Origin of the sequence: Novosphingobium hassiacum (genome assembly GCF_014196055.1) — a bacterium.
Lineage (GTDB): Bacteria > Pseudomonadota > Alphaproteobacteria > Sphingomonadales > Sphingomonadaceae > Novosphingobium > Novosphingobium hassiacum.
This window is the reverse complement of record NZ_JACICY010000001.1, coordinates 671,528-692,453: the sequence shown is the minus strand read 5'-3', so window position 1 is coordinate 692,453 and position 20,926 is coordinate 671,528. Positions and strand designations below refer to the sequence as shown.

General features: G+C 65.0%; 19 protein-coding genes and 1 tRNA gene. 8 read left to right on the top strand and 12 right to left on the bottom strand.

Annotated features, from left to right (window positions below; genetic code table 11):
* Window positions 1-27: 27 nt before the first annotated feature.
* The 3 genes from GGQ88_RS03485 (at window position 28) to GGQ88_RS03475 (ending at window position 3,646) form a co-directional block, all read left to right on the top strand.
* The gene (locus GGQ88_RS03485; protein WP_183611694.1) at window positions 28-1,446 is read left to right on the top strand and encodes an ammonium transporter; all 1,419 of its coding nucleotides are present in this window, start codon (window positions 28-30) and stop codon (window positions 1,444-1,446) included.
* 179 nt (window positions 1,447-1,625) lie between these two features.
* The gene (locus GGQ88_RS03480; protein WP_183611693.1) at window positions 1,626-2,726 is read left to right on the top strand and encodes a pyridoxal phosphate-dependent aminotransferase; all 1,101 of its coding nucleotides are present in this window, start codon (window positions 1,626-1,628) and stop codon (window positions 2,724-2,726) included.
* Window positions 2,723-3,646, top strand: coding sequence for a prephenate/arogenate dehydrogenase family protein (locus tag GGQ88_RS03475; RefSeq protein ID WP_183611692.1), 924 nt, complete (start codon window positions 2,723-2,725; stop codon window positions 3,644-3,646). The genes GGQ88_RS03480 and GGQ88_RS03475 overlap by 4 nt, the downstream gene beginning before the upstream one ends.
* Window positions 3,647-3,649: 3 nt before the next feature.
* Here GGQ88_RS03475 and GGQ88_RS03470 read toward each other — a convergent pair whose 3' ends face one another.
* From GGQ88_RS03470 to ftsE, 5 genes are read right to left on the bottom strand one after another with little or no spacing between them, the layout of a single operon-like run.
* On the bottom strand, window positions 3,650-4,933 hold the full coding sequence (locus tag GGQ88_RS03470) for an NRAMP family divalent metal transporter (protein ID WP_183611691.1): 1,284 nt from the start codon (window positions 4,931-4,933) through the stop codon (window positions 3,650-3,652).
* Window positions 4,930-5,631: a lysophospholipid acyltransferase family protein gene (locus tag GGQ88_RS03465; protein ID WP_246385415.1), complete on the bottom strand. Its 702-nt coding sequence runs from the start codon at window positions 5,629-5,631 to the stop codon at window positions 4,930-4,932. Before GGQ88_RS03465 ends, GGQ88_RS03470 begins: the two co-directional genes overlap by 4 nt.
* Window positions 5,613-6,122, bottom strand: coding sequence for a YdcF family protein (locus GGQ88_RS03460; RefSeq protein ID WP_221214518.1), 510 nt, complete (start codon window positions 6,120-6,122; stop codon window positions 5,613-5,615). Before GGQ88_RS03460 ends, GGQ88_RS03465 begins: the two co-directional genes overlap by 19 nt.
* A 35-nt stretch (window positions 6,123-6,157) precedes the next feature.
* Window positions 6,158-7,093: a cell division protein FtsX gene (locus tag GGQ88_RS03455; RefSeq protein ID WP_183611690.1), complete on the bottom strand. Its 936-nt coding sequence runs from the start codon at window positions 7,091-7,093 to the stop codon at window positions 6,158-6,160.
* A complete protein-coding gene (gene ftsE, locus GGQ88_RS03450) occupies window positions 7,090-7,839 on the bottom strand; it encodes a cell division ATP-binding protein FtsE (RefSeq protein WP_183611689.1) in 750 nt (249 codons plus the stop codon). The genes GGQ88_RS03455 and ftsE overlap by 4 nt, the downstream gene beginning before the upstream one ends.
* Window positions 7,840-7,987: 148 nt before the next feature.
* Between ftsE and GGQ88_RS03445 the strand changes: the two genes are divergently transcribed.
* Both GGQ88_RS03445 and GGQ88_RS03440 read left to right on the top strand, forming a co-directional pair.
* Complete coding sequence (locus tag GGQ88_RS03445; protein WP_183611688.1) at window positions 7,988-8,746, top strand: MJ0042-type zinc finger domain-containing protein; 759 nt, start codon at window positions 7,988-7,990, stop codon at window positions 8,744-8,746.
* Between the two features lie 154 nt (window positions 8,747-8,900).
* Window positions 8,901-8,987, top strand: a tRNA-Leu gene (locus GGQ88_RS03440).
* 64 nt (window positions 8,988-9,051) lie between these two features.
* On the opposite strand, the gene GGQ88_RS03435 is transcribed toward GGQ88_RS03440, so the two are convergent.
* Complete coding sequence (locus GGQ88_RS03435; RefSeq protein WP_183611687.1) at window positions 9,052-10,053, bottom strand: diguanylate cyclase; 1,002 nt, start codon at window positions 10,051-10,053, stop codon at window positions 9,052-9,054.
* On the bottom strand, window positions 10,046-10,255 hold the full coding sequence (locus GGQ88_RS03430; RefSeq protein WP_183611686.1) for a hypothetical protein: 210 nt from the start codon (window positions 10,253-10,255) through the stop codon (window positions 10,046-10,048). The genes GGQ88_RS03435 and GGQ88_RS03430 overlap by 8 nt, the downstream gene beginning before the upstream one ends.
* A gap of 276 nt (window positions 10,256-10,531) precedes the next feature.
* Here GGQ88_RS03430 and chrA point away from each other — a divergent pair, with 276 nt between their 5' ends.
* A complete protein-coding gene (gene chrA / locus GGQ88_RS03425; protein WP_183611685.1) occupies window positions 10,532-11,842 on the top strand; it encodes a chromate efflux transporter in 1,311 nt (436 codons plus the stop codon).
* 131 nt (window positions 11,843-11,973) lie between these two features.
* Here the strand turns inward: chrA and GGQ88_RS03420 are convergent, their stop codons facing one another.
* Together GGQ88_RS03420 and putA are read right to left on the bottom strand one after the other, a co-directional pair.
* Entirely contained in the window at window positions 11,974-12,891 is a 918-nt protein-coding gene (locus GGQ88_RS03420) for an SDR family NAD(P)-dependent oxidoreductase (protein WP_183611684.1), read from the bottom strand.
* A gap of 80 nt (window positions 12,892-12,971) precedes the next feature.
* Window positions 12,972-16,418, bottom strand: coding sequence for a bifunctional proline dehydrogenase/L-glutamate gamma-semialdehyde dehydrogenase PutA (gene putA, locus GGQ88_RS03415; protein WP_183611683.1), 3,447 nt, complete (start codon window positions 16,416-16,418; stop codon window positions 12,972-12,974).
* 103 nt (window positions 16,419-16,521) lie between these two features.
* Between putA and GGQ88_RS03410 the strand changes: the two genes are divergently transcribed.
* Window positions 16,522-16,992, top strand: a complete 471-nt coding sequence (locus GGQ88_RS03410) for an Lrp/AsnC family transcriptional regulator (RefSeq protein WP_183611682.1) — start codon at window positions 16,522-16,524, stop codon at window positions 16,990-16,992.
* On the opposite strand, the gene bioD is transcribed toward GGQ88_RS03410, so the two are convergent.
* Genes bioD through bioB form a run of 3 tightly spaced genes read right to left on the bottom strand, consistent with a single transcriptional unit; the run spans window position 16,993 to window position 19,819 of the window.
* Window positions 16,993-17,613, bottom strand: coding sequence for a dethiobiotin synthase (gene bioD / locus GGQ88_RS03405; RefSeq protein WP_183611681.1), 621 nt, complete (start codon window positions 17,611-17,613; stop codon window positions 16,993-16,995). It lies immediately after the preceding gene.
* A complete protein-coding gene (locus GGQ88_RS03400) occupies window positions 17,610-18,761 on the bottom strand; it encodes an 8-amino-7-oxononanoate synthase (protein WP_183611680.1) in 1,152 nt (383 codons plus the stop codon). Before GGQ88_RS03400 ends, bioD begins: the two co-directional genes overlap by 4 nt.
* Window positions 18,761-19,819 (bottom strand): biotin synthase BioB, encoded by a 1,059-nt coding sequence (gene bioB / locus GGQ88_RS03395; RefSeq protein WP_183611952.1) that lies wholly within the window; start codon window positions 19,817-19,819, stop codon window positions 18,761-18,763. Before bioB ends, GGQ88_RS03400 begins: the two co-directional genes overlap by 1 nt.
* A gap of 200 nt (window positions 19,820-20,019) precedes the next feature.
* Between bioB and GGQ88_RS03390 the strand changes: the two genes are divergently transcribed.
* Window positions 20,020-20,907, top strand: a complete 888-nt coding sequence (locus GGQ88_RS03390; RefSeq protein ID WP_183611679.1) for a LysR family transcriptional regulator — start codon at window positions 20,020-20,022, stop codon at window positions 20,905-20,907.
* The last annotated feature ends 19 nt before the right edge of the window (window positions 20,908-20,926 follow it).

Below are 20,926 nucleotides of genomic sequence, written 5' to 3'. Positions count from 1 at the left end.
TCCATTTCCGACCTTAGGGGAACCAACATGATCCGTAAGATGATCGGTGGCTTGGCGGGAACGGGCGCTTCGCTCTTCGCCGCTACTGCCGCTTTTGCACAGGATGGGCCGATAAAGGCTCCAACCGCTGAACAGATGGCCGGTATGGTCGACAAGGGCGACACGACCTGGATGCTGATGAGCTCCGTCCTCGTCCTGTTGATGAGCATTCCGGCACTCGCACTTTTCTACGGCGGCCTTGTTCGCACCAAGAACATGCTCAGCGTGCTGATGCAGGTGTTCATGATCGTTTCGGTCGCCTCGCTCGTCTGGGTGAGCTGGGGCTATTCGATGGCCTTCACCAGCGGCGGTCCGTTCATCGGCGGCTTCTCGAAGATGTTTCTGATGGGCGTGGACGCCACGACTTACGCAGCAACCTTCTCGAACAACGTCTACATTCCCGAATATGCCTTCGTCATCTTCCAGATGACCTTCGCCTGCATCACGCCGGCGCTGATCGTGGGTGCATTTGCGGAACGCGTGAAATTTTCGGCGCTGATGGTGTTCACCGTCCTGTGGCTGACCTGCATCTATTTCCCGATGGCGCACATGGTTTGGTACTGGGCTGGCCCGGACTTCCTGGCCGACGCTCCGACCGATGCCGGTTACCTCTGGGGCATGGGCGCGCTGGACTTCGCCGGTGGCACCGTCGTTCACATCAATGCCGGTATCGCTGGCCTCGTGGGCTGCCTGATGATCGGCAAGCGCATCGGCTTCGGCAAGGAAGCTACCCCGCCGCACTCGCTGACCATGACCATGATCGGCGCTTCGCTGCTGTGGGTTGGCTGGTTCGGCTTCAACGCCGGTTCCAACCTTGAAGCCAACGGCGTGACCGCAGTTGCCTTTATCAACACCTTCGTCGCCACCGCTGCTGCCGCCGTCTCATGGGCGATCGTCGAGCAGATCCATCACGGCAAGCCTTCGATGCTGGGCGCTGCAACGGGTGCCGTCGCCGGTCTCGTCGCTATCACCCCTGCTTCGGGTCTTGGCGCGCCGATGACCTCGATCCTCTTGGGCCTCGTCGTTTCGCCGATCTGCTACTTCTTCGTCAGCACGGTGAAGAACAAGCTGAAGTACGACGATACGCTCGACGTGTTCGGCGTGCACTGCATCGGCGGCATCGTCGGCGCCATCGCCACGGGCATCGTCGCGGCTCCCTCACTCGGTGGCCAGGGCGTGTTCGACTACACCGTGTTCCCGGCCGGCTTCGATGCTGCCAGCTACGACATGGGCAAGCAGGTCTTCATCCAGATCAAGGCTGTCGTGATCACGCTGCTGTTCTCGGGCATCGGCTCGGCCATCCTGTTCTTCGTCATCGACAAGGTCATGGGCCTGCGTCCTTCCGAAGAATCAGAGCGCGAAGGCCTCGACATCTCCGAGCACGGAGAGCGCGCCTACAACATGTAATACCGAATTGGCGGGGTGGGGGAACCAGATCCTCTCCCTCTCATCCCTCACCCCGCCAAACCATGTTCCTCCTGCGAACAGACTGAAGGCCGGAAGCGCTAGCCCGCTTCCGGCCCTTTTTTTGTGCGGAACAGGAGGTCGTCTTGCCGCAAAGCACGGCAAAGCCTAAGGCGCGCGGCATGGAACGCGCACCGCAACCCAAGGACTGGATCCTCGGCATTCACGCCTATGTCCCCGGCAAGTCGACCGGGGCGGACGGCAAGGTGCTGACCAAGCTGTCGGCAAACGAAAATCCGCTCGGGACCAGCACAGCCGCGCTGGCGGCGCGCGCGCATGTGGGCGATCCGGCGCGCTATCCCGATCCCGACAGCGTGGAGTTGCGCCGCGCGATCGGAGAGGTTTACTGCATCGACCCACTGCGCATCGTGATGGGAACGGGCTCGGACGAGCTGCTCAACCTCGCCGCGCAAGCCTATGCCGGGCCGGGCGATGAAGTGCTCTACGTGCGCTACGGTTTCTCGGTCTACGACATCGCCGCGCGGCGCTGCGGCGCGGTTCCGGTGACCGCGCCCGATGCCGACTATGGCACCGATGTCGATGCGCTGCTGGCCTGCGTGACCGAGCGGACGCGGGTGGTGTTCCTCGCCAACCCCAACAATCCAACCGGTAGCTGGCTGCCGCGCGGCGAGATTGCGCGACTGCATGCGGGCTTGCGGTCCGATATCCTCCTGGTGCTCGATGGAGCCTACGCCGAATACCTCGATCCCCAACATGATGACGGCGCACTGGAACTGGCGGCCTCGGCTGCCAACGTGCTGGTGACTCGGACGTTCTCGAAGATCTACGGGTTGGCCGGAGAACGCATCGGCTGGGGTACGGGACATGCCGACATCGTCGACATGCTCAACCGCATTCGCGGACCGTTCAACGTGTCGTTGAGCGGACAGGCGGCGGGCCTTGCCGCGGTGCGCGATCAGGCGTTCGTGGAAAGCTCGCGCCGCCACAATGCGGCAGAGCGCGCGCGGTTCGTCGAAAAGCTGGAGGCGCTGGGCAATCACGGCGTGCGCCCCTTGCCGACCCAGGCGAATTTCGTGCTGATCCTGTTCGAGGGCAAGCTGAGCGCCGAAGCGGTCTACATGGGTCTGATGGATCACGGCTACATCACGCGCTGGCTGCCGGGGCAGGGCCTGCCGCAGGGCCTGCGCATCACGATCGGGACCGCTGAGCAGATGGACGAGATCGCCGCAGCCATCCGCGCGATGTGCGAGGCGGCCAAGTGAGCGCGCCGTTCAAACAGGTCACTGTGGTCGGTCTCGGCTTGCTCGGCGGGTCGATCGGGCTGGCGGTTCAGGCGGCGATGCCGGGTGTGCGCGTGGTCGGCTTCGATGCCGACGCAGAGGTGCGGACCAAGGCGCGCGAACTGGGGCTGGCGCATGAGGTGCCTGAAGTGGCGGCAGACGCTGCCCGCGGGTCCGATCTTGTCGTGCTGTGCGTGCCCGTGGGCGCGATGGGGCAGGCGGCTGCGGCGCTGGCCGACGGCCTGTCCGACGGCGTCGTGATCAGCGATGTCGGATCATCCAAGGCTTCGGTCGCACGGGCGCTGGCCGAGGCGCTCCCCGGTCACACCGTCATTCCGGCGCACCCCGTGGCGGGGACCGAGCGTAGCGGACCGGACGCGGGCTTTGCCAGCCTGTTCAGCAACCGCTGGTGCATCATCACCCCGCCTGCCGATGCGGACACCGCACAAGTCGCGAAACTGGTCGCATTTTGGGAAGCGCTGGGCGCGCGGGTCGACATGATGGATGCCGATCATCACGACAAGGTCCTCGCCGTCACCAGCCACCTGCCGCATCTGATCGCCTACACCATCGTCGGCACCGCCTCGGACCTCGAGCAGGTGACGCAGAGCGAAGTGATCAAGTATTCGGCGGGCGGCTTCCGTGACTTCACCCGCATCGCCGCATCCGACCCGACGATGTGGCGCGACGTGTTCCTGTCGAACCGCGACGCCGTGCTCGAAATGCTCCAGCGCTTCACCGAAGACCTGACCGAACTGCAGAAGGCGATCCGCAAGGGCGACGGCGACACGCTGTTCGACCACTTCGAACGCACCCGCGCGATCCGGCGCGGGATCATCGAGATGGGCCAGGACGATGCGCGCCCAGACTTCGGTCGTTCGGACCACGACGGGCAGCAATAAGCCTCAGCCGAGCAGGAACAGCAGCGCGATCACCCACATTACCATGGTTGAGAGCCAGCCGCCGATGGCGAGCGGGCGCGAGATCGTCAGGCGGCCCATGATGCGGGGATTGCGCGCGATCATCATCGTGACAACCATCAGCGGCGGAGCAAGCAGCCCGTTGACTACGGCGGCCCAGTACAGTGCGAGCATTGGGTCGAGGCCGATGAAGTTGAGCGCCACGCCGCACAAAGTGGCCACCGCGATCACGCCGTAGAACGCCTTGGCCTCGCGCGGTTTGCGGGCGAGGCCCTCGGTCCAGTGAAACGTCTCGCTCACCGCATAGGCAGCAGAGCCGGCGAGTACCGGCACTGCCAACATCCCCGTTCCGATGATGCCCAGCGCGAATAACGCAAACGCGAACTCCCCGGCAATGGGGCGCAGCGCGCTTGCCGCTTGCTGCGCAGACTCGACTTGCGTGATGCCGTTGACATGGAGCGTTGCGGCCGTCGCCAACACGATCGAGAGCGCGGTGATATTCGAAAAACCCATGCCGGTCAGCGTATCGTTGCGGATGCGGTGCAGTTCCGGCCCGGCATCGCGCGGTGTGATGCACAGCGGTTTGGTGTGGCGGCGGTGGCGTTCCTCGACTTCCTGTCCGGCCTGCCAGAAGAACAGGTAAGGACTGATCGTCGTCCCGAAGATCGCGACCAGTGCCATCGTATGATCGCGGTCCAGCGCAAATGTCGGCACGGCAAAGCCGCGCACTGCCGCGTGCCAGTCAACATCTGCCACCAGGACCACGGCAATGTAGGAGAACAGCGAAAGCGTGGTCCATTTGAGGATGCGGGCATAACGGTCGTAGCTGACGAGGACCTCGGCGAGCACACTTGCCACCCCGAACGCCAGCACGAACAGGTGCGCCGGCCCCGGCAGGAGCAGCGCCAGCGCCGCGCCCATCGCGCCCAGATCGGCACCCAGATTGATCACGTTCGCGACTACGAGCAGCGTGACAACCGTTCGCAGGAGCGCCGGGTGGTAATGGCGGCGCAGGTTGTGCGCAATGCCGCGCCCGGTGGTTGCGCCGATTCGTGCGCAGATCGCCTGGATCGAGACCAGCAGTGGTAGCGCCAGGATCATCGACCACGCCAGAGAATAGCCGAACTGCGCGCCTACCTGGCTATAGGTCCCGATGCCTGACGGATCATCGTCTGCCGCACCGGTGATCAGTCCTGGGCCGAGCACGTCGATCAGCGAGCGTTTTTCGTCGTTGTTTTCCAGAGGCACGTTGGCGTTGCGTCCGCTCATCCGTTCAAGTCGTTGATGGCGGCCTCGACGCGGGCCTCGATTTCTTCGCGCTGCAGGCCGGGCGGGATTTCCTCGCCGAAGCGGTAGCGGATCGTGCCTGCCTGTTTCCAGCGGCGATGGTACAGCGGCCCGCTGTCGACCGCGACCGGGATCACCGGCAGGCCGAGTAGCTTGTAGATCCCCGCAAACCCAGCCTGAAGCTGACGACGCTGCCCGTTTGGGATGCGCGTGCCTTCGGGGAAGATGACTAGCGGGCGACCCTCGGCAATACGGCGTCGGGCTTCGGTGAGCATCGTGCGCAGTGCTCTCGCCCCGCCTTCGCGGTCCACGCCGATCAGGCCGAAGCGCTCTCCCGCCTTGCCCCAGCCGGGAATGCGCAACAGCTCTGCCTTGGCGAACACCACGGGGTTTTCGAACAGCCACGGCATGTCGATCGCCTCGAAGAACGCTTCGTGCCGGACGGCGTAGAGCACGCCCGGGCGGAATACCGGATTTTCGAGTTCGACGCGGATGCCGAGCAGGGCGCGGCAGCACAGGCGATGCCAGTGGCTCCACTCACTGACGACCCAGCGGAACCGGCGCTCCGACACGTTCATCAGCGCCAGCGCGGCAAGCACGTAGGGCACGGACCCTGTATAGAACACCGCGTAGAACAGCAGACTGCGCAGGACGGAAATCATTACCAGCCGATCGCCCATGCCAGCAGCCGCGCCACCAGCTTGTTGTATTCGAGGAACAGGATACGGAAGCTTGGTTTCGATGGGACCGCATCGCGCACCATGATCGTGCGCGGGGGCAGTTCTTCGGCAAGGTCGAACGCTGCGCGGCGCATGTGCCAGTCGGTCGTGACCAGCCGAACCGAGCGCAGGTTGTTCTCCTTGACCCAGCGCGCGGCTTCGAGCGCGTTGGTGCGGGTATCAACCGCGTCGTAGCCGAGCATCACGCAGCATGACATCAGCCTGTCGGGCACCTTGTATTCCGCGGCAAATTCGCGCGGGCGCACTTCGCGATCGACGCCCGAGACGAGCAAGCGCTTCGAGCTGCCGCGTTCGATCACGCGCAACGCGTGGGGGATGCGGCCACCGCCCCCGGTCAGGGCGATGACGCCATCGGTGCGTACCGGCTCGATCACCGGGCGCGGCAGGAACATCGCGAACCAGATGAAGCCCAGCGACCAGGCGATGAACATGAGCGACAACAGCCGCCGGAAGATTCCGCGCTTGGTCACAGCATCCGCCTCAGCGCGCCGAGCACGGTCAGCCGCGCGGTCAGCACCGCCAGCAGAACGCCGCCAAGTGGAATGCAGCAGATGAACAGCCAGTCGGTCCAGCCAAGCCCGGCCGATGTCATCATGCCCGAGCCGAGTGAGGCGAACTGGTGCCCGAGCAGGCTGATCGCCACGACGCCGAGCAGCAACCCGCCGATCCCGCCGGCCGCAGCATCCACCGCCATCGACCGCTGGAAGATGCGCGCGATCTGCGTATCGGTCCCGCCGAGCATGTGCACGATCTCGATCGTCACCCGGTGGTTGCCCAGCGCATTGCGCGATGCCAGCAGCACGGTTGCGACCGTGGCGAACGCGAGCAGGCCGATCAGGCCTCCGGCGAGCCACTGCAGCCCGCCGATCGCCTTGAACACCGGAGCAAGCCAACTGGCCTGGGCGTCGATCCGTGCAGCTGGTGCAGGGACCTTGAGCCGCGCGCGCAGCGGCGCGAGGTGGACCTCATCGGTGCCATTGGCGAGCCGGATGTCGAGCAGGGCGGGGACGGGCAGGGCATTGACGTCGTCACCTACGGTCGTGCCAAGCCACGGCTCGACCAGCGCATCGAGTTCGGCCTGCGGGACGAGCCGGGCGGACACCACGCCCGGTGCATTCCTGAGCGCGGCAAGCGCTGCCTGGGCCTGACGATCGCGCTCCCTGGGGGCACCGTGGACGATCTGGACGGTGACGCCGCCCGATACGTCTGCACTGGCGACCCGCGCGGTATTGCGCAGCGCAAGGCCGCTGGCGGTGGCGACGACGGTCAGGCCGATCATGATCGCGATGACCCACGGCATCGGTCCGGACAGCTTGCCTTGGGGCAACAGGCGGGCCTCGGCGCTGTTGCGCTCACGCCAGTCGCCGCGCAGTGCGCCGACGATCGCCGGGACCACGCTCATGCGCCGAGAACTTCGGGGCGAGGGGGTGCCGACGCGCGGCGCGGCGGATAGCGCAACGCCCCGGTAGGATCGGACAGCCGGCCCTTGTCCAGCCGCATGATCAGCGATTCGGGCATCTTCTGGATCAGGTGGATATCGTGCGTCGCGACCACCACTGTCGTACCCAGACGGTTGAGCGCCTCGAACAGGCGCAGCAATTTGACCGCCATGTCGGGATCGACGTTACCGGTCGGCTCATCGGCCACGAGCATGTCGGGGCGGCCGATTACGGCACGGGCGATGGCGACGCGTTGCTGTTCGCCGCCCGATAGCGTGGCGGGGCGGGCGTGGCTGCGATCGCCAAGGCCGACCCAGTCGAGCATGTCGGTGACCGGGCGGATGATCTCGCGCTCGGGCACGCCGGCGACGCGCAGGGGCAGGGCCACGTTGTCGAACGCCGAAAGGTGCTGAACCAGACGGAAGTCCTGAAATACGACGCCCAAGCGGCGGCGGAAGCCGGGAAGGCGTTCACGCGGGAGCGTGATCGCATCGGTGCCGAACATGCGGATCAACCCGCGTGAGGGCCGCTGCGACAGGTACAGCAACTTGAGCAGGCTGGTCTTGCCGGCCCCGGATGCACCGGTGAGAAAGTAAAAACGGCCCGAATACAAAGTGAAGCTGACATCGGTCAGAACTTCCTTACCCGTGCCGTACCGTAGGCCGACGTTGTCGAACTGGACAATCTCCACGTCGTCTGTCTGGTTCATGATCTGGAGACTGTATCCGGTTGGCTGGCGCAAATCGTTACGCTGAAACGGCTATACGCGGCAATCCATGTGGAAAAAAGGGCACAGAAGCGTTTCTTCGTGTCCCAAGCTATTGTTCAGACACGCTCTGCCATGCTTAACCCATGTGATGATCATCGCGTGCCCCGCCTGTTCGACGCGCTATGTCGTTCCCGATAACGCCGTGGGCGTGGACGGCAGGACCGTCCGGTGTGCGCGTTGCCGTCATTCGTGGTTCCAGGCGGGGCCGCAATTGCCTCCGCGCGCCGAACCTGACGGGGAGGATGCCGCACTTGCGACCGTGCAGCCACCCGAAACCGTTGCACAGGCAGAGCCACAGGGCACCGCTCCGCCCGAGGAGCCGCCGACACCTCCGCCCTTGCCACGCTCCACCCGCCGCATTGCGGAAGTCGAGGACGAGAGCGCCTCACCCTTCGATCACCAGCCGCCGTTCCGCCCGCGCCGTAACCCGGCGAAGTTGTGGACCATGGCGGCAGTGGCCTTTGCCCTGTCGGTGACCGCACTAGGCGCGGCCATCTGGGTATTCGGCGTACCGCAATGGCTTCCGGGTGCCGGTCAGACGTTCGGAGCGGACCGTCCGGATCTCGAACTGTCGTTCCCGCCTGAAAAGCAGGACCGTCGCCAACTCCCCAACGGGACCGAGTACTTCGGCGCAAGCGGGACCGTCAGCAATGTCGGCAAGGATGTCCGCACGCTTCCCGCGATCCTGATCGTGCTGCGCGATTCGCGCGACAAGGTGGTCAAGACCTGGGAAGTGCCGCCGCCACAGGACGAGCTTGCCCCGGGTGAAAGCGTGACGATCAATGCTGCCGTGACCGATGTTCCCAAGACCGCCAAGGTTGCCGAGATCGGCTGGAAGCCGGACTGAGGCCGAACGGCATTGCGAGGCCAACATCGATCATGCGGACAAAACGCAAAAAGTCCGGTCATGCTTGTTGCGCCCCCGACACTCCTTTGCTAGTGGCGCGCTCCTACCCCCCACGGGGCGCTGTTCCCAAGGGACCTGCACCCCGTCTGATTATGCGGTCGTGGCGGAATTGGTAGACGCGCAACGTTGAGGTCGTTGTGGGCGAAAGCCCGTGGAAGTTCGAGTCTTCTCGACCGCACCAGACAGATCAGGATCACCCACTGGAAAGGGCCGCCCAAGGGGATTTGAGCCCCTTGGCGTGACGCTCAGCAGGCGGCGGCCCAGCCCTCATGTGTGCGGGCCAGCACGCAGCGGTTACGTCCTGAACGCTTGGCATCGTAAAGTGCGGCGTCGGCTTCTGCGATCCATTGGCTCGCGCTTTCCGTGCGACTGTGCAACGCGGAAACGCCGAAGCTGGCTGTGACATGCAAACCCGTGCCCACAGGCATCGCGTGCTCTGCGATCTTGCAGCGTATCCGTTCGGCTACCATCAGCCCATCGGCGTGCCTGACGTCTGTGAGCAAGATTCCGAACTCTTCGCCCCCGAGGCGGCCGAAACTGTCGCTGCCGCGCAGGAAACCTGCGCAAACTTCAGACATCGCCTTAAGCACGATGTCTCCGGCCGGGTGGCCATAGCCATCGTTGACCGATTTGAAATGGTCGATGTCGAGCAACACGAGCACGCTGCTACCGCCATTCCGGCTGTGGTGCACGATCTGCTTGTCGACCTGTGCCACGAAGCCACGTCGGCTGAGCGCGCCGGTCATGTGATCGGTCTGCGCGATCCTGCGCAGTTCCAGTTCATCGACGACCAGCGAAGCAAAGCTGCTGAGGATGCTGATCTGCGCGGAAGTGAACTCGCGCGCGACGGTGTCGATCGCGCACAGCGCGCCGACATTATAGCCATCGGGGGTCTGCAACGGTGCGCCTGCATAGCTGCGGATATGGGGCGCACCGGTAACGAGGGCGTTATCTGCAAAGCGCGCGTCGGCCAAGGCGTCGGGCACGATCAGAACGGCCTTGTCCATGATGGTGTGCGAGCAGAACGAGACCGACCGCGCGGTTTCGGTGACGGACAGGCCCTGAACCGACTTGAACCACTGGCGTTTGCGATCGACCAGCGAAACTGCAGAAATCGGCACCTGCAGCACGTCGCGCACCAGCGCGGTGATCTTGTCGAATGGCTCGGCAGGCGGCGTGTCGAGCACTTCGTAGCGGTGCAGAGCGGCGATCCGGCCCTGTTCGTCGATCAGTTTGGGATCAAGCACGGGCACCTCCGACGGCTTTGACGGCTTCGACGAGTTGTGAGCGGTAAGTGCCCATCAGTTGATCGACGGCGATTTCGATGGCGTTGTCGTCAAGCCCCACGGTGCGCAACTTGCCGATCAGGTCGGCGATATGGCCCTGATGGCGGTCGGCGAGGTCGCGCAGCTCCTGAGGTATTTCGATGCCGTAATAGGGGTCAACCATCGTCGCCTCACCTTTGTGCCGAAGCGGATTTATGGGAGGAATTGGTTAACGCTTCGATAGCAAAAGTGTCTATTTTCAAAGCATTGTAGTTTACAAATGCTGAGGGTGAAGCTCCTGCGTTGCCATCGCTCGAGCGATGATGCAGAAGGCGACAGTCGGGGCAAAGCAACCTCCCGGCCCGGCTTTCGGCCAGTCAGACTTCGGTGCTTCCGTTGTCCAAGCGTTGCCTGTTTCGTCCGCTGCGAGCGAGCGGACCGCAGGTCGTGGGTCGAGGATATGAGTGTTTCGCTGGTTCACCCTACATTTGATGAATTGCTGCGCGTTGCGGCGCGGGTCGGTTGCTTGAGCTTCGGCGGTCCGGCGGGCCAGATCGCGCTGATGCATCGCGAAATCGTCGAGGAACGGCGCTGGGTCAGCGAAGAGCAGTTCCTCCACGCGCTCAATTTCTGCCATTTGCTGCCGGGTCCCGAGGCGCAGCAGCTTGCCACCTGGATCGGGTGGAGGTTGCATGGGGTGCGCGGGGGGCTGGCCATGGGCCTGCTGTTCGTGCTTCCGGGGGCGGCGGTGATCCTCGCGCTGTCGGTGCTCTATGCCTATGCCGCAAACTTGGGCTGGTTTGCCGCGCTGTTCCTGGGGATCAAGGCGGCGGTGCTGGCGATCGTCGTGCAGGCGCTCGTGCGGATCGCGGGGCGTGCGTTGCAGACGCGGTTCAAGCAGGGCTTGGGGGTGGGCGCTTTCATCGCGCTGGCGCTGTTCGGGCTGCCGTTCCCGCTGGTCGTGCTGGGCGCGGGCGCGATCGGAATGTTCGTGGCGCGCAGGCGGCCCGATCTGCTCGGGGTAAGGCCTTCCAATGGCGCGCCGTCCCATGGAGCGCGGCCGTGGATGGGGACGATCAGGGCCTTGCTGGCAGGGTTGGCAATCTGGGGCTTGCCGCTGGCGGTAGTGCTGGTGACGCTCGGCCCCGATCATGTGCTGTGGCAGATCGGGGTGTTCTTTTCGAAGCTCGCGGTGGTGACCTTCGGCGGGGCCTATGCGGTGCTGTCGTACATGGCGCAGCAGGCGGTCGACGGATACGGATGGCTGAAACCCGGCGAGATGGCTGACGGGCTGGGCTTGGCCGAAACGACGCCGGGGCCGCTGATCATGGTCACGCAGTTCGTCGGTTTCCTTGGCGCATTCCGCGTGCCCGAGCCATTCTCGCCGCTGGTGGCAGGCGTGATCGGGGCGGTGCTGACGACGTGGGTGACGTTCGTTCCCTGCTTCACCTGGATCTTCGCGCTCGCGCCGTGGATCGAGCGGCTGGAGAACGCACCAGCGCTGAAAGGCGGGCTTGGCGCGATCACGGCGGCAGTGGTCGGTGTCATCGCCAATCTGACGCTGTGGTTTGCGATCCACGTGCTGTTTCGTGCGACCACGGCGGTATCGCTTGGGTCTAACGACCTGTCGGTGCCGGTGCTGCAAAGCTTCGACTGGCGGGTCGGCGCGGTCGCGGTACTGGCAGCGGTGCTGATCTTCGTGCGGCGGATGGGGATCATGCCGGTGCTGGCGATATGCGGGCTGGCAGGGCTCGCTGTATCGGCGATCTGATCTCACCGCGCCTTTTTTTGTTAACTAGTGAAACCTGCGTTATCTCAACGCGTTAGGTTTGCAGGATGAGACGCATGACCCCTTGCGGGGGACGCCGGTTACAGCAGCCGGTGTCCCCCGTTTTTGTTGGGTCAGGTAAGGTCGGCAAGGCTGATCGATTTGCCCGCCGCAGCCGCCTTGTTGCCCGCGCGGCGCAGGGCCTCGATCTGCAGGCGGCCTTGGGGAATCGCCTCCTTTGGCAAAGCGGCGAGCGAGGTTTGGTAGATTTCCTCGAAGTCCTCGGCAAATTCGCCATGGGTCAGGATCAGGCCGTCGTTGGCGATCATCCCGGCAAGCGTCTTCTGGCCGACTTCGAGCGGGTCCATGCCGAGTTCGAAGGCGGTGCCGAATTGTTCGAGTTCGGCCGCATCGGCGGGGGCGAAGCCAGACTCGGCGAAAGCACCGGGCCGTTTCAGTGCGCTGGACCAGGCGTTGGTTCGGGTGAGGCCCGGGCACATCAGCGACACGCCGATGCCGTGGGGCGCCAGGTTGTAGCGCAGGCATTCGGTGAGCCCTCGCACCGCGAACTTGCTGGCGGTGTAGATCCCGGCCTGCGGACCCGACAGGTACGCGGCCATCGAGGCGACATTGATCACGTGGCCACCCTCGCCATGAGCCTTCATGCCCGGCAGGAACGAGACGAGGCCGTTGACCACGCCGCCGTAGTTGACGCCCATGATCCAGTCGTGATCGTCATAGCTGGCCTCGTCGGTCGGCCCGAACACGCTGACGCCTGCGTTGTTGACGAGGACATGAACCTTGCCCGCCTCTGCCGCCACCGCTGCAAAGCGGATACGGTCGGTGACGTCGAGCTGGACGAAGCGCGCGGGCGGCAGGCCGTTGTCGGCCAGCCAGCGTGCGGCATCATCGCGGTCCTGTTCCTTGCGGTAGCTCAGGATCAGGTCCATCCCGGCCATCGCGAAGGCACGAGCGATGCCGAAGCCGATGCCGTTGACGCCGCCCGTGATGAACGCGGTCTTGCCCGCAAAATCGCGTGTCGTACCAATCATGTGTGGTTCCTCTTCCGTTCGGTAGCCTAACGATTGTGATGATCGTCGGCAACCGGCGGAAGTGAAACCTCGCGCAGATCTTACGCCAGCGCCATCAAGCTGGCATTGCCGCCCGCAGCGGTGGTGTTGATCGAGAGCGACACCTCGCTGACCAGCATCGAGTCATCGTCTGCGGGGCACAGCACGGGCACGATCGGGCCATCGAGCGCCGCGACCGCGCGCTGGATCGCGAGCGTGAACGGCGCGTCGCCATCGACCAGCGCGCGGGCAAACGTGCCTGTGGCTTGCCAGCCGGGATTGGCGGCGACTGGTGTGCCGCCAAACTTTTGCACTCGAACTGCAAGCGCCTTCAGACGCTCGGCGTCCTGGGCGGCAATCAGCACGCGGCCGACCGGGCGTAGCGCGTGGATGTTGCGCTCACCCACCGGACCCACCAGTTCGCGCTCACCCAGCGCGACGGCTGGTGCTGCGGGCGCCGTCGCGACGAGGCGACGCAAGTAGAGCGGCCCGCCCGCCTTGGGGCCGGTGCCCGACAGGCCATGCCCGCCGAATGGCTGGACCCCGACGACCGCGCCGATCACGTTGCGATTGACGTAGATGTTGCCCGCATTGGCCCGCGCCGTGACACGCGCGACGGTCGCGTCGAGCCGGGTGTGCAGGCCGAAGGTCAGGCCGTAGCCCCAGCCGTTGATGCGATCGACCAGCGCGTCGAGATCGGCGCGGGCGAAATGGATCACGTGAAGCACCGGGCCGAATACCTCGCGCGTCAGCAGGTCTGGATCGGACAGTTCGATGATCGTCGGCGCGACGAAAGTGCCATGCGCGGTGTCCGGGCCGAGATCGAGGCGCTCGACCGGACAGCCTGCCTTGGCGAGACGGTCGATGTGCGCCTCGATCGCTTCGCGCGCTTCGGCAGTGATTACCGGGCCGATGTCGGCAGACAGGCGATCGGTCGGGCCGACGCTGAGTTCCACCAATGCACCGCGCAGCATGGTCAATACGCGGTCGGCGATGTCCTCCTGCAGGCACAGCACGCGCAAGGCCGAACAGCGCTGGCCCGCGCTGTCGAAAGCTGAGGCGATGACGTCCGCGACGACCTGTTCGGCCAGCGCAGAGCTATCGACGATCATCGCGTTCTGGCCGCCGGTCTCGGCGATCAGCGGGATCGGGCGGCCTTGGGGTGAGAGGCGCGTGGCAAGCTGGCGCTGGATCAGGCGACCGACTTCGGTCGACCCGGTGAACAGCACGGCGGCGGTTTCGGGTGCTTCGACCAGTGCCGCGCCGACCGCGCCATCACCGGGCACCAATATCAGCGCATCATGCGGAACACCGGCAGCATGGAGCAGCTTGACCGCTTCGCAAGCGATCAGCGGCGTTTCCTCGGCGGGCTTGGCCACGACGGGATTGCCCGCCATAAGCGCGGCGGCGACCTGGCCCGTAAAGATTGCCAGCGGGAAGTTCCACGGGCTGATGCACAGCGCCGGGCCGAGCGGGCGAGACCCCGCCAGCACTTGCGTGCCCTGGCCTGCATAATAACGCAGGAAGTCGATCGCCTCGCGCACTTCGGCAATCGCGTTGGGCACGGACTTGCCCGCTTCGCGCACGCACAGCGCGATCAGTTCGGGCATGGCGACCTGCATCGCATCGGCAGCGCGTTCGAGGATGACCGCGCGGGCTGCGACGGGGAAAGTGCTCCAGCGCGAGGCTGCGGCAATGCGCATCGCCTCGGCAGCGGTCTCGGGCAGGGCTTGCGCGACCGTGCCGACCACGTCGCGATGATCGGCCGGGTTGCACACCACCTGCGGCTTGGCAGCGGCAAGGTCGGACCCGGGCGCCGCGTGGCGGACGAGCGCGGCATCGGCGCTTAAGCGCTCGCTCAGGAAAGCGAGCGTGGCCTCGTCGGCAAGGTCCATACCGGCGCTATTGCGGCGGTCTTGGTAGAGCGCCTGTGGCAGCGCGATCATCGGGTGCGGGGAGCCGGGATCTGCCGATGCGGCGACTTCGGCCACCGGATCGGCGATGATGTCCTCGATCGCGACGTCGGGATTGGCGATGCGGTTGACGAACGACGAGTTCGCACCATTTTCGAGCAGGCGGCGGACAAGGTAGGCGAGCAGCGTCTCGTGTGTTCCGACCGGGGCATAGATACGGCAGGGGCGGTCGAGCTTATCCAGGCCGACGACCTCTTCATAGAGCGCTTCGCCCATGCCGTGGAGGCACTGGAATTCGTAGGCACCCGGCGTGAAATCCGGACCGGCCATGCGGTAAATCGTCGCCAGCGTCTGTGCATTGTGCGTGGCGAACTGCGGGAACACCGCGTCGCGCGCGGCAAGCAGGCGGCGGGCACAGGCGATGTAGGCGAGGTCGGTGTGGGCTTTGCGCGTATAGACCGGAAAGCCCGACTGGCCGTCGACCTGCGCGCGCTTGATCTCGGCGTCCCAATAGGCGCCCTTGACCAGACGCACCATGATCCGGCGGCCCGAGCGGCGGGCGAGGTCAACGATCCAGTCGATCACCATCGGGCAGCGCTTGCCATAGGCTTGCACGACGAAACCAAGGCCGTGCCAGCCCGCCAATTCGTGATCCATCGCCAGCGCTTCGAGCAGGTCGAGCGACACTTCGAGGCGGTCGGCTTCCTCGGCATCGATGTTGAGGCCGATGTCGTAACGCATGGCAAGCAGGGCCAGTGCCTTCACACGCGGCAGCAGTTCTCCCATCACGCGGGCCTGCTGCGCACGGACGTAGCGCGGATGCAGCGCTGAAAGCTTGATCGAGATGCCGGGGCCTTCGACGATGCCCCGCCTCGCAGACGCCTTGCCGATCGCGTGGATCGCGGTCTCGTAGTCGGCGAAATAGCGCGCGGCATCCGCAGCGGTCATCGCCGCTTCGCCGAGCATGTCGTAGCTGTAGCGGAAGCCGCGCTCTTCCAGCGGTCGCGCGCGCTTCAACGCTTCCGCGATCGTCTCGCCGGTCACGAACTGCTCGCCCATCATGCGCATGGCCAGATCGACGCCGCGCCGGATCACCGGCTCTCCGGCCCGCGCGATCAGACGGGTGAGAGCGTTGCCAAGGCCGCTGTCATCGACGCTCGCGGTCAGCTTGCCGGTGACGACCAGACCCCAGGTCGCGGCGTTGACGAACAGCGAGCGATCCCCGCCGACATGCGCCAGCCAGTCGCCGCCCGAGATCTTGTCGCGGATCAGCGCATCGCGGGTGTCGTTGTCAGGAATGCGCAACAGCGCCTCGGCCAGGCACATCAGCGCCACGCCCTCCTGCGTCGACAGCGCGTATTCCTGCACGAGCTGCTCGACGCCGCTGCCGCGCGGCTTGGCGCGCATGGCCTCGACGAGCTTGCGGGCAAGCGCCTTGGCTGAGGCGCGAACCGGGGTGGGAAGGGTCGCCTCGGGGAGGAGCGCTTTGACGCATTCGCGCTCGGGGCGGCGCGTCGCGGCGGTGATCGCGCCACGCAGCTCCGACGCGGCGGCGAGTGGGGGGGCAAAGGCGGAGAAAGGGGGAGGAAGGGTCATGGATAAGGTATACAACTATACCGCGTGTACTTCTGCCTCAGATATCCGCATAACGTAGGCAATAGGTCTTTATTTACGGATCTTTGAAGCGCATGGTATGCGTATGGCTATACCGGACAGGCAATTAGACCAATTCGATCGCAAGATCATCGAACTTCTTTCGCGCGATGGAAGGATGTCGGTGACCGAACTTGCAGAGAAAGTCGGGCTGTCCAAGACACCTTGTCAGGTGCGGCTCAAGCGCCTGGTCGACGACGGGGTGATCAAGGGCTTTCGTGCAGTGCTCGACATGGCGCTGCTCGGGCTCGACCATATCGCATTCACCGAAGTGAAGCTGTCCGACACGCGCGAACAGGCGCTGGCCGAGTTCAATCGCGGCGTCATGGCTATCCCCGAGATCGAGGAATGCCACATGATCGCGGGCAATTTCGACTACCTGATGAAAGTGCGCACTGCCGATATCCGCAGGTTTCGCACGGTGCTGGGCGAGAAGATCTCCACGCTTCCGCACGTTGCGAACACCTCGACCTTCGTGGTGATGGAGCCGATCAAGGATCAGACTGCACGGTTCTGATCAGGTGAAGTCTGTGATCCGGAAGTTCTGTGCGAACGCGACGGCAAGACTCTGCGAAGTGAGGCGTTCGAGGTGCGGCAGGCGGCCCAGGCGCTTGATACCGCCCATCGAGCAGATCGTCGCTTCGGAGTCCTCATTGGCATCGCCGACAAATGCCACGCCATGGATGGTGATCCCGCGCGCGCGCAGGGCTTCGAACGTCAGCAGCGAATGGTTGATCGTGCCGAGAGCGGTGCGCGCGACGACGATCACCGGCAGGTTCCACCATGCGAACACATCCGCGTACGTCGTCTGGCGCGTAACCGGCACCAGCGCGCCGCCTGCGCCTTCGACGATCAGCGGGCGAGCTTCGGGCAAGGCAAGCCGGGCGAGATCGACCGTTACGCCGTCCAGTTCGGCCGCGCGATGGGGCGAGCAGGGCGTGGTGAAGCGGTACGCTTCGGGCAGCACTTGCGCCGGATCGACGCCGGACAGTTGCGCCACATGGTCGCGGTCCCCGCCGTCATCGAGGCCTGCCTGCACCGGCTTCCAGTAATGCGCGCGCAAGGCTCCGGTCAGGGCGGCGGCGAACACCGTCTTGCCGACGCCGGTATCGGTGCCGGTGACGACGAATGCGCTCATCTCAGGGCGTGGCCCAAGGCGTCGGCCAGGGCATCGACATCGGCGCGCGTGGCGTTGAGGGTAAGCGAGATGCGCAAGCGGCTCGTGCCTTGTGGGACCGTGGGCGGGCGGATGCCGCGCACGTCGAAGCCTTTGGCCTGAAGGGCGGAAGCGACGGCCATGGTGCGGGCGTCCTCGTGCAGGATCAGCGGCAGGATCTGCGATCCGGTGGCAATGGCGCCATGGCGACCGAGTACCACTTCGGCATGGGCGACCAGATCGTGCAGGGCATCACGCCGGTCGGGTTCGTCAGCCAGCATGCAAATGGCCTTGCGCACGGCGGCGGCGACAAGCGGTGAGGGCGCGGTCGAGAAGATGAACGGGCGACCGCGATTGACGAGGAAATCGCGAACGATCTTCGGGCCGAGCACCAGCGCGCCTTCGCAGCCGAGCGCCTTGCCGCAAGTGCGCAGAACGATCGTATCGGGTCGCCCGTCGAGATCGCAGGCAAGGCCGCGCCCGTCGCGTCCGAAAACGCCGGTTGCGTGGGCTTCGTCGATCAGCATGATTGCGTGGTGTCGCTCTGCGACGGCGGCCATCTCGGCGACGGGAGCGATGTCACCGTCCATCGAATAGAGCGTTTCGAAGGCCAGCCATATGCGACCCTTGTTGCCCTTGGCACGCCATTCACGTGCCGCATCGTTGAAGCTTTGCGGATCGTTGTGCGCCGCGCTGACCGAAGTAGCGCGGGTCAGGCGCAGGCCTTCGTGCATCGAGGCGTGGACCAGTTCGTCATAAACGATCAGGTCACCGCGCTGCGGCAAGGTCGAAAGGAGCGCGACGTTGGCGGCGTAGCCTGCCGAGAAGAACAGCGCGGATTCACTCCCGAAGAAACGCGCGGCTTCCTCTTCGAGCAGTTCGTGTTCGGGATCGTTGCCGCGCAACAGCCGCGATCCGCCCGAGCCGAGCGGAACCCCACGTCCGATCGCATCCTGCACTGCGCGGGCCAGGCGCGGGGAGGAAGACATACCGAGATAGTCGTTCGAGGCAAAGTCGATGCCCTTGCGCGCCGACAACGAGCGTAGGCGTGCCCTTTCGCCCAATGCCGCAAGATCGGCGGTATGCGCCGACCAGAGCGATGTCCCGGACATGGTCGAAGCCTCAGCCATCAGGCCGCGCAGCCCCCCGAGCACCCTCCGACCGCCTTCATCGCGCGCAAGGGTTCCTCCCCTTCCATCGGCTTGAGGCCAAGGCGGGCGAACATCGCGGAGTCGGCATCGTCGCCTGCGTTGGCGGCAGTCAGCAGCTTGTCGCCGGTGAAGATCGAGTTGGCACCGGCCATGAAGCACAGCGATTGGGTCGCCTCGCTCATGCTCTCGCGCCCTGCCGACAGGCGGACCATCGACAGCGGCATGGTGATCCGCGCGACTGCGACGGTGCGCACGAACTCGATATCGTCGATCTTGGCGAGCGGGGTGTCGGCCAGCATGTTGCCGAGCACGGTGCCCTTGACCGGAACCAGCGCGTTGACCGGCACGCTTTCGGGATGCTGTTCCATCGTCGCCAGCGCGTGGACGAAGCCGACGCGGTCGGCGCGCGTTTCACCCATGCCGACGATACCGCCCGAACAGACGTTGATCCCGGCGGCGCGCACGTTGTCGAGCGTGTTCAACCGGTCGGCAAAGGTGCGGGTGGTGATGACTTCCTCGTACCGTTCCGGCGAGGTGTCGATGTTGTGGTTGTAGTAGTCGAGGCCCGCGTCGGCCAGTTGCTTGGCCTGTCCCGGCGTCAGCATGCCCAGCGTCATGCAGGTTTCAAGCCCCATCTCGCGCACGCCCTTTACCATCGCGATGACGGCGGGCATGTCGCGCTCCTTGGGGTTGCGCCACGCAGCGCCCATGCAAAACCGCTTCGATCCGTTGTCCTTGGCCTGCGCGGCGGACTGCAGCACGGCCTGGACTTCCATCAGCTTGGTCGCCTCGATGCCGCTATCGGCCTTGACCGATTGCGAGCAGTAGCCGCAATCCTCAGGGCAGCCGCCGGTCTTGATCGAAAGCAGCGTGCACAGCTGAATTTCGCCAGCGCGATGGTGCGCGCGGTGGACCTCGGCGGCGCGGAACACCAGTTCGGTAAACGGCAGGTCGAACAGCGCGGCGATCTGCTCGCGTGTCCAGTCGGAGCGCGCGGCGGGATTGGCCGCAATCGTTGAATCTCGCTCCTGAAGCATGGTGTCCTGCACGGCGGGCGTCCTTGTGATCACTATCTGGCGCGGCCTTTAGCGCAAATTCGTGCAGCATGCGCCAGTGAATTAGCAAAGTTGCAATGTGTGAATTTGCCATCGAAGTTTGACTGCTGCGGTCACGCGTGTGGTTGACAGATTTGGCACGGACGCATTGATAGCCCCACTCTATCAGGCAGCGTCCGACAATGCACTTTCGCCAACTCCGCTATTTCGTAACGATCGCCCGGTTGCGCCACTTCGCGCAGGCCGCGTCTGAGTGCGGCGTTTCGCAACCGACGCTGTCTGCTGGCCTGTCCGCACTGGAGCAGGAAGTGGGCCGCAGGCTGGTGGAGCGCGACCGCCGGTTCATCGGGCTGACGAGCCATGGTGAGGCGATGCTGCCATGGGCGGAGCAAATCCTCGGCGCGATCAGCAGCATGACCAGCTCGGTTGCTGCCAGTGCCGCACCGATCAGCGGCGAGTTCGGATTGATGGCCATCCCCGCAGCGCTGCCCTTGGTGGGTGCTTTCGGGGAGGCGCTGCTCGGGCAGTTTCCGGCGCTGACGCTATCGGTCAGGTCCGCGACATCGCGCGAGATCGAGCGCGCGCTCAACGCTTTCGAATGCGACGCGGGATTGACGTACCTCGATCATGAACCGCCCGGAAACGTACTTTCGGTGGCGTTGCATTCCGAACGGTACCTCTTCGTGGCGCGTGCCGGGGCGGGGTTCGAACAGCGGTCCGATATCGACTGGCACGAGGCGGTGGCGCAGCCGCTGTGCCTGCTGCATCAGGGCATGCAGTTCCGGCGTATTCTCGACGCGCGGATCAAGGCCAAGGGGCTCGCCATCGCGCCGCGTGCAGTGGCTGACAGCTATGTGACTTTGTTCGAGATGGTGCGCTCTGCCGGGTTCTGCACGATCGTGCCTGATACTTACGCGCCGTTGCTGGCAGGGCTGGAATGGGCGCGGTTCATGCCGCTGGATGGCGACGCGGACGGGCGCAGGATCGGGCTAGTGGTGATGAACCGGTCGCCACTGGGGCCGCTGGCCGGTGCCGCGATGGCCGTCGCGCGTGAATTGGCCGAACGCTGATAGGAAAGCTCTATCAAAG